The organism is Streptomyces sp. NBC_00239 (assembly GCF_036194065.1).
Taxonomy (GTDB): Bacteria; Actinomycetota; Actinomycetes; order Streptomycetales; family Streptomycetaceae; genus Streptomyces.
In genome coordinates this window covers 2,062,778-2,075,907 of sequence record NZ_CP108095.1, presented here as the reverse complement: position 1 = coordinate 2,075,907, position 13,130 = coordinate 2,062,778, and the positions used below count along the sequence as shown (strand labels likewise).

General features: G+C 74.6%; 8 protein-coding genes and 1 riboswitch. Of the genes, 5 read left to right on the top strand and 3 right to left on the bottom strand.

Annotated elements, in window-relative coordinates:
* Positions 1–13 precede the first annotated feature (13 nt).
* Positions 14–916: an aldo/keto reductase gene (locus OG764_RS08995; RefSeq protein WP_328967880.1), complete on the top strand. Its 903-nt coding sequence runs from the start codon at positions 14–16 to the stop codon at positions 914–916.
* Positions 917–957: 41 nt separating this feature from the next.
* Here OG764_RS08995 and OG764_RS08990 read toward each other — a convergent pair whose 3' ends face one another.
* Positions 958–3,255, bottom strand: a complete 2,298-nt coding sequence (locus OG764_RS08990; RefSeq protein WP_328967879.1) for a terpene synthase family protein — start codon at positions 3,253–3,255, stop codon at positions 958–960.
* Between the two features lie 227 nt (positions 3,256–3,482).
* Here OG764_RS08990 and OG764_RS08985 point away from each other — a divergent pair, with 227 nt between their 5' ends.
* Positions 3,483–4,277 carry a hypothetical protein gene (locus tag OG764_RS08985; RefSeq protein ID WP_328967878.1) on the top strand — a complete coding sequence of 265 codons (795 nt, stop codon included), beginning with the start codon at positions 3,483–3,485 and terminating at the stop codon, positions 4,275–4,277.
* A 76-nt stretch (positions 4,278–4,353) separates the two neighbouring features.
* Here OG764_RS08985 and OG764_RS08980 read toward each other — a convergent pair whose 3' ends face one another.
* Positions 4,354–5,154: a nucleotidyltransferase domain-containing protein gene (locus tag OG764_RS08980; RefSeq protein ID WP_328967877.1), complete on the bottom strand. Its 801-nt coding sequence runs from the start codon at positions 5,152–5,154 to the stop codon at positions 4,354–4,356.
* 39 nt (positions 5,155–5,193) lie between these two features.
* Complete coding sequence (cobN, locus tag OG764_RS08975) at positions 5,194–8,817, bottom strand: cobaltochelatase subunit CobN (RefSeq protein ID WP_328967876.1); 3,624 nt, start codon at positions 8,815–8,817, stop codon at positions 5,194–5,196.
* 53 nt (positions 8,818–8,870) lie between these two features.
* Positions 8,871–8,976: riboswitch (cobalamin riboswitch) on the bottom strand.
* A gap of 141 nt (positions 8,977–9,117) precedes the next feature.
* Here cobN and OG764_RS08970 point away from each other — a divergent pair.
* Genes OG764_RS08970 through OG764_RS08960 form a run of 3 tightly spaced genes read left to right on the top strand, consistent with a single transcriptional unit; the run spans position 9,118 to position 13,114 of the window.
* Complete coding sequence (locus OG764_RS08970) at positions 9,118–10,890, top strand: cobalamin biosynthesis protein CobG (RefSeq protein ID WP_328967875.1); 1,773 nt, start codon at positions 9,118–9,120, stop codon at positions 10,888–10,890.
* Entirely contained in the window at positions 10,887–11,534 is a 648-nt protein-coding gene (locus OG764_RS08965) for a precorrin-8X methylmutase (RefSeq protein WP_328967874.1), read from the top strand. The genes OG764_RS08970 and OG764_RS08965 overlap by 4 nt, the downstream gene beginning before the upstream one ends.
* Entirely contained in the window at positions 11,531–13,114 is a 1,584-nt protein-coding gene (locus tag OG764_RS08960; protein WP_328967873.1) for a precorrin-2 C(20)-methyltransferase, read from the top strand. The genes OG764_RS08965 and OG764_RS08960 overlap by 4 nt, the downstream gene beginning before the upstream one ends.
* Positions 13,115–13,130 lie beyond the last annotated feature (16 nt).

Genomic DNA, 13,130 nt, shown 5'->3' with positions numbered 1-13,130 from the left:
TGATCATTCCCGGATGACCTCAGCGATGATCAACGCGGCGGCGGCGGGCACCTGGACGCTCGGCGACCTGACCGTCAACCGGATCGGCTTCGGCGCGATGCGCCTCACGCAGAAGGGCGAGGCGTTCGCACTCGACGCCGTGCCGAGCGACCGCGCGCAGGCGGTGGCCGTGCTGCGGCGCGCCGTCGAGCTCGGCGTGAACCACATCGACACGGCCTCGTTCTACTTCTCCTCGCTGCGCTCCGCCAACGAGCTGATCAACCAGGCCCTTTCGCCGTACGCGGGCGACCTGGTCATCGCGACCAAGGTGGGGCCGGGCCGGGACCCTTCGGGCGAATGGAGCCACGCCGGACCCGCGCAACTGCGCGGCCAGGTCGAGGAGAACCTGCGCCAGCTCGGCCGGGACCACCTCGACGTGGTCAACCTGCGGATCCTGGGCACCGCCTCGATAGCCGAGCGGTTCGGCGTCCTGGCCGAGCTGCGCGAGGCCGGGCTCATCCGGCACCTCGGACTGTCCAACATCGGGGCCGCGCAGCTCGCCGAGGCGCAGGCCATCGCGCCGGTGGTCTGCGTACAGAACCCGTACGGGATCGGGCGGCCCGCCCAGGACGACCTCCTGCGGATCTGCGGCGAGCAGGGCATCGCCTTCGTGCCGTTCTACGCCATCGCCGGCGCGGGGCGGGAGGGCGGCGCCCCCGCCGAGGAGGCGCCGGAACTGGTCACCGTCGCACGCGCCCACGGGGTGAGCACGGCCCGGGTGCGGACCGCGTGGACCCTGCACCGCGGCCCGCACGTGCTGGCCATTCCCGGCACCGGCAACCCCGCCCACCTGGAGGACAACATCGCCGCCGGCGCCCTGCGGCTGTCGGCCGACGACCTGGCCGTCCTCGACGCGCTGCACCTGCGCGGCTTCTGAGGGGAAGGGGCGGGCCCGGCAGGTGCCGGGCCCGCCCCGGCTCAGCCGACCAGCGCCGTGCCCGCGCCGTCGCCGGTCCGGGCCGGCGCGGCGGCCGCTCCCGGGGGCCCGGCCGGCGGCGCGCCCGGGGACAGGAACGGGAGGCGGGCCGCGGCCATGCCGAACTCGGGGCCCAGCGCGCCGGCGGCCAGCCCGGTGGGCTCCCGGCGGAGGTCCTCGTCCCGGTAACGGCGGCACTTGCGGTGCCAGTTGAGGATGCCCGCGAGCCAGTCCTGGAGCTCGCCCACGTAGGCGTCGAGGCCGGCCCGGGCCTCGCCGCCCAACTGCCAGTCCTCGTACAGCAGCGGCAGCTCGGTGGCCACGATGTGCTCGAACTCCTCGACGCGCTGGGTCATCAGCCGGTGGCAGATGTGCAGTGCCTCGGGGTAGCCGATGTCGAAGAAGTTGCGGGTGACCAGGACGTGGTTGTGGACCTCGCCCTCGACCTCGATCTCCTTCTGGTAGGAGAAGATGTCGTTCATCAGGCAGGCGGCGTCGGCGGCCGCGTTCTCCAGGGAGCGGATGGTCCCCGACCGGTAGATCTCGTCCGGGATGCCGCGCCCCTCGTGGCCGAGGCGGCACAGGTACATGGTGAGCGGGGAGCCGAAGGTCCGCCGGCGCATCTCGGCGTAGTCCACGGGGTCGGGGATGCGGTTCAGGGCCTGGTTCTCCACCTCCCACAGCCAGCTCTCCAGCATGTCGACGAGGGTGGCCCGGAACACCTCGCGGACGGCGGAGCCCATGTCCGCGCTGGTGCGCACCCACAGGTCGGCCAGGCTCCGCTCCATCGCGGTCACCGGCACGGCGGCGTCCGCGTGGTCCACGGGGATCATGGCGACGAGCCGCTCGGTGGTCTGCTTGGCGCCGGCGAGGTTCCTGCCGCGCCCGAACATCGGGTAGTAGTCGTCGCCGTACGTGCCCCAGGTGAGCCAGCACGCGTTGAGGACGAGCGCCTCGGGGGTCGCGTCCGGGTCGATGCCGGCCGAGCACAGCGCGAAGTCGTAGCCGCGGAGCTTGCGTTCGTTCCAGATCGCGGATCCGGGGTCGCCCGGCTGCGGCTCGGTGAGGCCCATCCGGCGGGCCCAGGCGACGGACTCCTCCAGGGCGTGGGCGTGGTGCGGGCTGAGGGCGAGGGGGAACGGCATGTAGACGTCCGGGATCACGGACGGGCCGGTCTTCTCGAACGGCACGTGCGTGAACGAGCGGCGGCGCAGGGCGTCGGAGCGCGGCGTGAACACCGAGCGGACGTCCAGGGCGGTGCTGCCGAGGCCCGACGGCATGAACGGCAGCGTCAGCGGGGCGGTGGGCCGGGCCTCCTCGTTCATGTAGCGGCTGGAGACCATGTGCCACTCGTGGCCGCCCGACTGCCAGTCCTGGAGGCCCTTGGCGTAGGCGAGGACGGCCGCCATCTCGGCCGGGTCCGCGGCCTCGTCGGCGAACAACTGCGGGAGTTCGGCGAGTGCGGTGTGCTCGAACTGCTGGAGCCGGGAGGTCAGCAGGTCGTTGGAGGCGTCGGCGGCCTCCTGCGTGGAGCAGCCGAGGAAGGTCTCCAACACCAGGATGGCGTTGGAGAGTTCACCCTCGTCGGCGACCTCGCGCTGGTAGGAGAAGATGTCGTTCCTGATGTGCACGGCGTCCGCGAAGGCGTCGCGCAGGACGCCCAGCGGGCGGGAGTGCGCGAACCGGGCCGGGACCTCGGCGGACACGTACTCGATCAGGCCTGCCGACCAGGGGGCGCCGCCCACCTTGCGGCGCATCTCGATGTACTCCAGCGGGTTGGCGACCCGCCCGATGTTGATGTTCGCGAGCTCCCACATGGACTCGTTGAGGAGGTTGCGGGTGCTCTCGGAGAACCGTTCCCTCCAGTCCATGGTCATGGCCGGGACGGTACGGGTCCACAGGTCGGCGAGGCCCGCCTCGACCGGGTTGGTCACCTCCGGGAAGCCGTCCGCGAGGTCCATCGGCATGAAGCCGGCCAGCCGGTCCAGATAGGCCTTGGCGCCCGCGCGGTCCTGGGTCCGCTTGTACATCTCCAGGAAGTGGTCGTCGAAGAAGAAGACCCACACGTACCAGTCGGTGACCAGGGACAACGCGTCGGAGCCGCAGTCGGGGTGCGTGTACGAGCACAGCAGCGCGTAGTCGTGCGATTCGAGGTCCTCGCTGGTCCAGACCCCGGAACCCTCCAGCATCCCGAAGTCGCGTGCCCATTGCCTCGTGTGTGTCCTCGCCTCCTCCAGGTGAGGGTTCAGGCGCGCCGGATAGGGCACGTAGAAGTCCGGCAGTTGGAACGGCTGCGTCACGGAGACCGGCCTTTCGTCTGAGAGCGCGGGAAACCGTACCCACGGCCCCCGCACGAGATCAGCAGGGCATTACCCCTCGGCCGCCCCGGACATGGGGGAGTTCACCGCATCAGGTGACGGCGGGGCGGTTCCGCGCCACCACCCGCCGATCCGGGATAAGGGGCGGGCTCCGTCTCCCGGCCGGAATCCGCTCGACGGCACCGCGCGCCGCGTCCTAGCCTCACGGCGTGCAGCCACTCACCGTCCCCGAACTCTCCCTGGGCGCCGTCGCGATCCCGTACACCGTGCTCGCGCTGCGGTGGGCGGTCCGCCGCCTGCGCCTGCACACCCTCGTGACCCGGCTCGCCTCCTACGAGCCCGACCCGTACTACGCCCACATGGCGACGGCGCCGGAGCCGGGCGAGTTCGTCGCGGTCGCCGACCTGGTGCGCCTAGGGTTCGTCGAGGTGGACCCGTACGGGGAACTGCACCTCACGGCGGCCGGACGGGACCCGGACCGCAGCCCTCGGCACCCGGTGCCGGCCGGTGTGCTCGACTGGCTGCGCAGCCGGCCGGCGCCGGGCTCGCTGAGCCAACTCCGCTCGGACGAAGTGCAGTTCCGGGCGATCCGGGACTGGCGCTGGGCCCACCACGAGGCGCTGCCGCGCTGGATCCGGCGCGGGGATTCCAGCAGTTGCTGCTTTCTGGTGGCCTTCATCTTCTTCGCGGCGATCGCCGCCGGGATGATCCTGGGCCTGACCTACGACCTCGCCCCGTTCGGCCTGCGCGACGCGATCACCGGCCTCGGCGGCCTGACGGCCCTGGGCCTGATCGCGGCGCTGCCCCCGGTCTGGAACCGGATCCGCCCCACCAAGAGCCGCGGCGAGCACGTCCGGCTCAAGCTCGCCGCGGTCCACCATCCCGCCCTGACGTCCCTGAGCGCCGACGACCACTTCCGCCTAACGGTCAGCCAGGACGACCCGGAGTGCCCGGAGTGCGCGGTGGTCCCGTCCTGGGTCCACCCGGACCGCCCGCTGCGGTAGGCCGTGCCGTCACGGTCCCGCCCGGCCGGCGGGGTCCGGCACGCGCCTCGCCGGGCGCGGCGGGGCCGGGGGCGGGTCAGGCGCAGCGGGTCAGGACGTCCTCGGTCAGTTCTGCGGCCGCCTTGAGATCGTGAGTGGTGAAGAGGGCGTGGGCGCGGGCCGCGAAGTCCGGTGGGGCGCAGGGCAGTTCACCGGCGGCGGCGATGATGCCCTTCTCGTTGACCGGCCAGCTGCCGGCCTGGGCGTGCAGGGCCTGGGCGAGGACGCCCACCGCCCGGAACAGGCAGCCCGCCACGTAGAAGGAGTCACCGCGGGCCGCGCCCTTGGCCGCGCCGGCCAGCACGAAGTCCGGCTCCCAGCGGGCCGCGTCGACCAGGGCCTTGCGCAGGGCCGCCGGGTAGTGCGCCATGTCGCCCTGCAAGACGGTGAGTTCGCCGGTCGGGTCGGCCAGGATGCGGCCCGTGGCGAGCTCGCCGGGGTAGGAGTGCGAGTAGACGCCGAGAGGGTGGCCCGGCTGCGTGCCGATCTCGTAGCGGCCCTCCCGGCAGTCCTCCCAGAGGCGGGATACCCGGTCCACGTCACGGTAGAGCCAGTCCACGCGCGCCCCGCCGACCGTCAGCCAGGCACCGCCGTCCACCCACGGGCCCCAGGCGCCCGGCTCGGTCACGTCGACCTCCGCGCCGGTCAGCTCCTTCGCCAGGGCGCGCAGCGCCGCGGTGTCGGGCCGGCCGCGGTAGTACAGGCCGAAGTCGTAGTCCGAGTCGGGCCGGTGGGTGCCGCGGGCCCGGCTGCCGCCGAGGCAGACGCCCACGACACCGCCGACCCCGGCCAGGCGCTGCGCCAGCTGCTCCGTGTCGAGATGCACATCAAGATCCATCAGAGCATTGTGCGACAGCGTCCGGCCGGGGTTCCACTGCTATTCGGCGTCGCCTTCGAGGTCGCCCTCGGTGTCCAGGAACACCTGGCGCAGCGCCGCCAGCGTCTCCGGGTCGGGCTTCTCCCACATGCCGCGGGACTCGGCCTCCAGCAGGCGTTCCGCGATCCCGTGCAGGGCCCACGGGTTGGCCTCCTGGAGGAAGGCCCGGTTCTCGGCGTCCAGGACGTACGTCTGCGTCAGCTTGTCGTACATCCAGTCGGCGATCACGCCCGTCGTCGCGTCGTACCCGAAGAGGTAGTCGACGGTCGCGGCGAGCTCGAAGGCGCCCTTGTAGCCGTGACGGCGCATCGCCTCGATCCACTTCGGGTTGACCACCCGGGCCCGGAAGACCCGCGAGGTCTCCTCCACCAGCGTGCGGGTGCGGACCGTCTCCGGCCGCGTCGAGTCCCCGATGTACGCCTCGGGGGCCGTGCCGCGCAGCGCCCGTACGGTGGCGACCATGCCGCCGTGGTACTGGAAGTAGTCGTCCGAGTCCGCGATGTCGTGCTCGCGGGTGTCGGTGTTCTTCGCGGCGACCGTGATCCGCTTGTACGCGGTCTCCATCTCGGCCCGCGCCGGGCGCCCGTTCAGCTCGCGGCCGTACGCGTAGCCGCCCCACACCGTGTAGACCTCCGCGAGGTCGGCGTCGGTGCGCCAGTCCCGGCTGTCGATCAGCTGGAGGATGCCCGCGCCGTACGTGCCGGGGCGGGAGCCGAAGATGCGGGTGGTGGCCCGCCGCTCGTCGCCGTGCTCGGCGAGGTCCGCCTGGGCGTGCGCCCGCACGTAGTTGGCCTCGGCGGGCTCGTCGAGCGAGGCGGCCAGCCGCACCGCGTCGTCGAGCAGCCCGATGACGTGCGGGAACGCGTCCCGGAAGAAGCCCGAGATGCGCAGCGTCACGTCGATGCGCGGCCGGCCCAGCTCCTCGTACGGGATCGGCTCCAGGCCGGTGACCCGGCGCGAGGCCTCGTCCCACACCGGGCGGACGCCGAGCAGCGCCATGGCCTCGGCCACGTCGTCGCCGGCGGTGCGCATCGCGCTGGTGCCCCACAGCGACAGGCCGACGGACGCCGGCCACTCGCCGTTGTCGGTGCGGTAGCGCTCCAGCAGCGAGTCCGCGAGGGCCTGGCCGGTCTCCCACGCGAGGCGCGAGGGCACGGCCTTGGGGTCGACGGAGTAGAAGTTGCGGCCGGTCGGCAGCACGTTGACCAGGCCGCGCAGAGGCGAGCCCGACGGGCCCGCCGGTACGAAGCCGCCGTTCAGAGCGTGCACCGCGTGGTCGATCTCGTCGGTGGTCGCGGCCAGCCGCGGCACCACCTCGCGCGCGGCGAACTCCAGGACGTCCGCCACGCCAGCCGGGTGCCCCTCGGCGACCGCGGCGACGGCGGCCGGGTCCCAGCCCGCAGCCTCCATGGCCTCGACCAGCGCGCGGGCCGTCTCCTCGGCCGCGTCGGCCGTGGTGCGCGTGGCCGCGGACTCGTCAAGGCCGAGCGCCTCGCGCAGGCCCGGCAGCGCGGTCGTGCCGCCCCAGATCTGGCGGGCGCGCAGGATCGCCAGGACCAGGTTGACGCGCTCGGGGCCGGTCGGCGCGCCGCCCAGCACGTGCAGGCCGTCGCGGATCTGCGCGTCCTTGACCTCGCACAGCCAGCCGTCGACGTGCAGCAGGAAGTCGTCGAAGCCGTCGTCGTCCGGGCGTTCGGCGAGACCGAGGTCGTGGTCCAGCTTCGCGGCCTGGATCAGCGTCCAGATCTGCGCGCGGATCGCCGGCAGCTTCGCCGGGTCCATCGAGGAGATCTGCGCGTACTCGTCGAGGTGCTGCTCCAGCCGCGCGATGTCCCCGTAGGAGTCGGCGCGCGCCATCGGCGGCACGAGGTGGTCCACGAGCGTGGCGTGCACCCGGCGCTTGGCCTGGGTGCCCTCGCCCGGGTCGTTGACCAGGAAGGGGTAGACCAGCGGCAGGTCGCCGAGGGCCGCGTCGGGCGCGCACGCGGCGGACAGGCCGGCGTTCTTGCCGGGCAGCCACTCCAGGTTGCCGTGCTTGCCCAGGTGGATCATGGCGTCGGCGCCGAAGCCGCCGTCCTCGGCCGCGGCCTGGATCCACCGGTAGGCGGCCAGGTAGTGGTGCGAGGGCGGCAGGTCCGGGTCGTGGTAGATCGCGATCGGGTTCTCGCCGAAGCCGCGCGGCGGCTGGATGAGGATCAGCAGGTTGCCGCGGCGCAGCGCCGCGAGGACGATGTCGCCGTCCGGGTCGCCGCCGTGGCCCACCCGTGAGCGGTCGAGGAACATCTCGCCCGGCGCCGGGCCCCAGTGCCGCTCCACCGCCTCGCGCAGCTCGGCCGGCAGCTGGGCGAACCAGCGCCGGTAGTCGGCGGCCGGGATCCGGACCGGGTTCGCGGCGAGCTGCTCCTCGGTCAGCCAGTCCTGGTCGTGGCCGCCCGCGTCGATGAGCGCGCGGATCAGCTCGTCGCCGTCGCCGGAGACCAGGCCGGGGATCTCTTCCTGCGGCCCGAAGTCGTAGCCCTCGGCGCGCAGCCGGCGCAGCAGCGCCACCGCGCTCGCCGGGGTGTCCAGGCCGACCGCGTTGCCGATCCGGGAGTGCTTGGTCGGGTACGCGGACAGCACCAGCGCGATGCGCTTGTCGGCGTTCGGGGTGTGGCGCAGCCGGGCGTGCCGCAGGGCGATGCCCGCCACCCGGGCGGCCCGCTCCGGGTCGGCGACGTACGCCGGCAGGCCGTCCTCGTCGATCTCCTTGAAGGAGAACGGCACGGTGATCAGGCGGCCGTCGAACTCCGGCACCGCGACCTGGCTGGCGGCGTCGAGCGGCGAGAGCCCCTCGTCGTTCTCCTCCCAGTTGGCGCGCGAGCCGGTCAGGCACAGCGCCTGGAGGATCGGCACGTCGAGCGCGGCCAGCGCGCCCGCGTCCCAGGACTCGTCGTCGCCGCCGGCGGAGGCGTCGGCCGGGCGGGTGCCGCCCGCGGCGAGCACGGTGGTGACGATGGCGTCGGCGTGGGCCAGTTCGGCCAGCAGCTCCGGCTCGGGGGCGCGCAGCGAGGACACGTACAGCGGCGCGGGCGTGCCGCCTGCCTCCACGACGGCGTCGCACAGGGCGTGCACGAAGGCGGTGTTCCCGCTCATCTGGTGGGCGCGGTAGTAGAGCACCGCGATCCGCGGGCCGTACGGGCGCACCGGCGTGCGCTCCAGGTGGCCCCAGGTCGGCGCGGGCGCCGGGGAGTCGAAGCCGTGGCCGGTGAGCAGCACGGTGTCGGAGAGGAAGCGGGCCAGCTGCTCCAGGTTGGCCGGGCCGCCGTGCGCCAGGTAGGCGTGGGCCTCGGCGGCGATGCCGATCGGCACCGTGGAGGCGGCCATCAGCTGGGCGTCGGGGGCCTGTTCGCCGGTGAGGACGACCACCGGGCGGTCCTGGCCGGGAGCCAGCAGCACGTCGAGCCCCTCCTGCCAGGCGCGCAGCCCGCCGAGGAGGCGTACGACGACCAGGTCGGCGCCGTCGAGGAGGGCGGGCAGGTCGTCGAGCGGCAGCCGGGACGGGTTCGCGAAGCGGTACGGAACCGGGCCCTCCGCAGCGCGGGCGCTCAGCAGATCGGTGTCGGACGTCGACAGCAGCAGGATCATGCGGCGGCAGGCCTTCCTCGGGGTTTCCGCGCCCCGGGCAGTGTGGACGGCGGGAGTTCCTGACTCACCCGGCTGCCGCGAGGGCAGCGGCCGGGCTCACAGTGGCGGGACCGCGCCGGAGTCTCACCGGGCTTCCTCCCATGTCGCCGTCCTCGGCGATGACGGGCCAGGCGGCCCGCCGAGGGGCATCCTATGTGCCGCCGGTCCGGTGCGGGAGAGGGGGTTCTCCCAGGTCCCGGGCGGCGGCAGGTGGCGACGGCCACAGGCCGGGCCCCAGCAATCGTGGGTATGCTCGCCGCCATGCCACCGCCCCCCTCCGCCGCATCCCGGGACGAACCCCACATACGGGAATCCGTCGTGGGGGCGTTCGCCGTACCGGAGACCGCGGCGGGGCCCGTCGTGGCGGGGTCCGCGGCGGAGGCTGCGCTGCCGGAAGGCGTCGTGGCGGACCCCGGCGTACAGGGCATCGCGGCGGACCCCGGCGTGCAGGGCATCGCGGCGGACCCCGGCGTGCGGTCGGCTGTCGCGGAACCTGCCGTACGGGAGCCCGTAGCGGCGGGGTCCGCCGCGCCGGGGCCCGGCCGGACGGAGCGCGTCGTGCGGGAGCGGGGGGACGCGTGTCCCGGGGCGCTGCGGCTGCACGCCGCGGACGACGGGTTCCTGGCCCGGGTCCGGATCCCCGCGGGACTGCTCGACGCCCGGCAGGCGCGCCTGCTGGCGCTGGCCGCCGACCGGTTCGGCGACGGCCGCCTCGACCTCACCTCGCGCGGCAACGTGCAGCTGCGCGGCCTCGCGGACGGCTGCGGCAGCGAACTCGCCGCCCTGCTCGACGGCGCCGGGCTGCTGCCCGCGCCCGGCCACGAACGGGTCCGCAACATCGTGGCGACCCCGCTGTCGGCCCCCGGCGACCGGCTGCGGCCCGCGGTCCGGCCCTGGGCGCTGGAGCTCGACCGGCTGCTGTGCGCGAACGCCCGGGTGACCGCCCTGTCCGGCCGCTTCCTGTTCGCCTTCGACGACGGCCGCGGCGACGTCGCCGCGCTCGGCCCCGACGTGACCGTGCTCGGCCGGCCGGGGCGGCGCGCCCTGGTGCGGCTGGGGCCCGCCGCCGACGCCGTGGAGGTGGCCGGGACGGACGCGCCGCGGGCCGCTCTGCTGGCCGCCGAGTACTTCCTCGACGCCGCCGACGCGGCCGGTACGCGGGCCTGGCGGGTCCGCGAGCTGCCGGCCGAACACGCCCTGGACGCCGGTGAGTTCGCGGGCCGACTGGCCGCCGCCGGGATGGCCGCGGAGCGGGTTGCCGAGGTGGCGTGGCCGTACGCCGCCCCGCCGCTGCCAGGGTTCGCGGGTGCGGGTGCGGGTGCGGGTGCGGGTGAGGGCGTGGGTGCGGGTGCGGATGCCGGCACCGGTGTCGCTTCCGGGTCCGCCGGGGCGGGCGGGCCGCTGTGCGTGCTGGTGCCCCTCGGCCGGCTCACGTCCGGCCAGCTGCGCGCGCTCGCGGACGCCGCCGTGCGGCGCGGGAGCGCCGAGCTGCTGATGACCCCGTGGCGCAGCGTCGTCCTGCACGCCGGCCCCGGGTCCGGCCGCGAGTCCGGCCCCGCCTCAGCCCCCGCCTTCGCGACCGGGTCCGGTCCCGGGTCCGGCCGCGGGCCCGCCTCCGGGTCCGGCCCCCGGCCCGGCCGCCCCGGTGACGACGCGGCGGTGGCCGACGGGCTCGCGCGGGCCGGGCTGGTGGTCGCGGCCGGCAGCGCCTGGCAGTCCGTCACCGCCTGTACGGGCCAGCCCGGTTGCGCCAAATCGCTGGCCGACGTGCGCGCCGACGCGGCGGCCGTCGCCGAGGCCGCGCGGGGGCCGCTGCCCGTGCACTGGTCCGGCTGCGAGCGCCGCTGCGGGCACCCGCAGGGCACCGCATGGGTGGACGTGGTGGCCACCGCCGCCGGCTACGCACTCTCCGTCCACGGGCGCGAGAGGCCCGCCGTGGGCCGGGACGGCCTCGCGGCGGCCCTCGCGGACGCCCGCCACACCGACGACTTCCGCAGTTCCGCAGAATCCGAATCCGACGCAGTGCAGAAATGAGCGAGTACACAGTGTTCGAGTACGAGAAGGACGGCGCGGCCATCTACCGCCAGTCCTTTGCCACGATCCGCGCCGAGGCGGACCTCGCCGGGCTGCCCGCCTCGGTGGCCCAGGTCGCCGTGCGCATGATCCACGCCTGCGGAATGACGGACCTCACCCGCGACCTCGGCTACACCCCCGACGTCGTGCTGAACGCCCGCGCCGCCCTGCATGCCGGCGCGCCCGTCCTGTGCGACGTACAGATGGTGGCCAGCGGGGTCACCCGCAAGCGGCTGCCCGCCGACAACGACGTGCTGTGCATGCTCTCCGACCCGGCCGTGCCGGACCTCGCCGCGAAGATGGGCACCACGCGCAGCGCCGCCGCCCTCGAACTGTGGCGCGACCGCGGCCTGTTGGAGGGCGCGGTGGTCGCCGTCGGCAATGCGCCGACCGCCCTGTTCCGGCTCCTGGAGATGATCGAGGAGGGCGCCCCGCGTCCGGCCGCCGTCATCGGCGTCCCGGTCGGCTTCATCGGCGCCGCCGAGTCCAAGGACGCCCTGGCCGACCACCCGTCCGGCCTCGAGCACATGATCGTGCGCGGCCGGCGCGGCGGCAGCGCCATCGCCGCCGCCGCCGTCAACGCGATCGCGAGCGAGGAAGAATGAGCGACCGTCAGACGAGCGGCGCCCAGGACGCGGGCCGGGACGCCGGCCGGGAATCGGGCCGGGGAGCGAGCCGGGACGCCGGCCGCCTGTACGGGGTCGGCCTGGGCCCCGGCGACCCGTCGCTGATGACCCTGCGCGCCGTCGAGGTCATCGCGGAGGCGGACGTCATCGCCTACCACAGCGCCCGGCACGGCCGGTCCATCGCCCGGTCCATCGCGGCGAAGCACCTGCGCGCGGACCACATCGAGGAGCCGCTGGTCTACCCGGTGACCACGGAGACCACCGACCACCCCGGCGGCTACCAGGGCGCCATGGACGAGTTCTACGCCGAGGCCGCCGCCCGCCTGGCGGTGCACCTCGACGCGGGACGCACGGTCGCGGTCCTCGCCGAGGGCGACCCGCTCTTCTACGGCTCGTACATGCACATGCACAAGCGGCTCGCGGACCGGTACGCGACCGAGGTGATCCCCGGGGTCACCTCCGTCAGCGCCGCCGCCGCCCGCCTGCAGACCCCGCTCGTCGAGGGCGAGGAGGTGCTGACGATCCTGCCCGGCACGCTGCCGCAGGAGGAGCTCACCGCCCGCCTGGCCGCGACCGACTCGGCCGTGGTGATGAAGCTCGGCCGCACCTTCCCCGCCGTACGGCAGGCCATGGCCGACTCCGGCCGGCTGCCGGAGGCCCGGTACGTGGAGCGCGCCACCATGGCGGGCGAGCGCACCGGCATGCTGGCGGACACCGACCCCGAGTCCGTCCCCTACTTCGCGGTCGCGGTGCTGCCCAGCCGGATCGGCAACCCCGGCTCCGCGCCCGCCCGTTCGGCCGACGCGGCCCGCGGCGAAGTGGTGGTCGTCGGCACCGGGCCGGCCGGTCCGCTGTGGCTGACCCCGGAGACCCGTCGGGCGCTGGCCGACGCCGAGGTGCTCATCGGCTACACGACGTACCTGGACCGGGTGCCGAAGCGGCCCGGACAGGTCCGCCACGGCTCCGACAACAAGGTGGAGTCCGAGCGCGCCGAGTACGCGCTCGACCTGGCCCGCCGCGGGCAGCGGGTCGCCGTGGTCTCCGGCGGCGACCCGGGCGTGTTCGCGATGGCCACCGCCGTGCTGGAGGTGGCCGCGCAGGACGCGTACCGCGACGTGCCGGTACGGGTGCTGCCCGGTGTGACGGCGGCCAACGCGGCGGCCGCCGCGGCCGGCGCCCCGCTCGGCCACGACTACGCGACGATCTCGCTCTCGGACCGCCTCAAGCCGTGGGAGGTCATCGCGGAGCGGCTGGCCGCGGCGGCCCGCGCGGACCTGGTGCTCGCCCTGTACAACCCGGGCTCGCGCAGCCGGACCTGGCAGGTGGAGAAGGCCCGCGACCTGCTGCTGGAACTGCGGCCGCCGCAGACCCCGGTGGTCGTCGCCCGGGACGTCGGAGGCCCGGAGCAGTCGGTGCGGATCGTCACGCTGGCCACGCTGGAGCCGGCCGAGGTGGACATGCGCACGCTGCTGCTGATCGGTTCCTCGCAGACGCAGGTCACCGAGCGCGGCGACGGCACCAGGGTCACCTGGACGCCGCGGCGCTACCCGGAGGCCTGAGCCGCGGACCGGTTGC

Coding starts and splice junctions, on each gene's coding strand:
- OG764_RS08995 (WP_328967880.1), top strand. CDS start 14: ATGACCTCAGCGATGATCAACGCGGCGGCGGCGGGCACCTGGACGCTC.
- OG764_RS08980 (WP_328967877.1), bottom strand. CDS start 5,154: ATGGATCTTGATGTGCATCTCGACACGGAGCAGCTGGCGCAGCGCCTG.
- cobN (WP_328967876.1), bottom strand. CDS start 8,817: ATGATCCTGCTGCTGTCGACGTCCGACACCGATCTGCTGAGCGCCCGC.
- OG764_RS08970 (WP_328967875.1), top strand. CDS start 9,118: ATGCCACCGCCCCCCTCCGCCGCATCCCGGGACGAACCCCACATACGG.
- OG764_RS08965 (WP_328967874.1), top strand. CDS start 10,887: ATGAGCGAGTACACAGTGTTCGAGTACGAGAAGGACGGCGCGGCCATC.
- OG764_RS08960 (WP_328967873.1), top strand. CDS start 11,531: ATGAGCGACCGTCAGACGAGCGGCGCCCAGGACGCGGGCCGGGACGCC.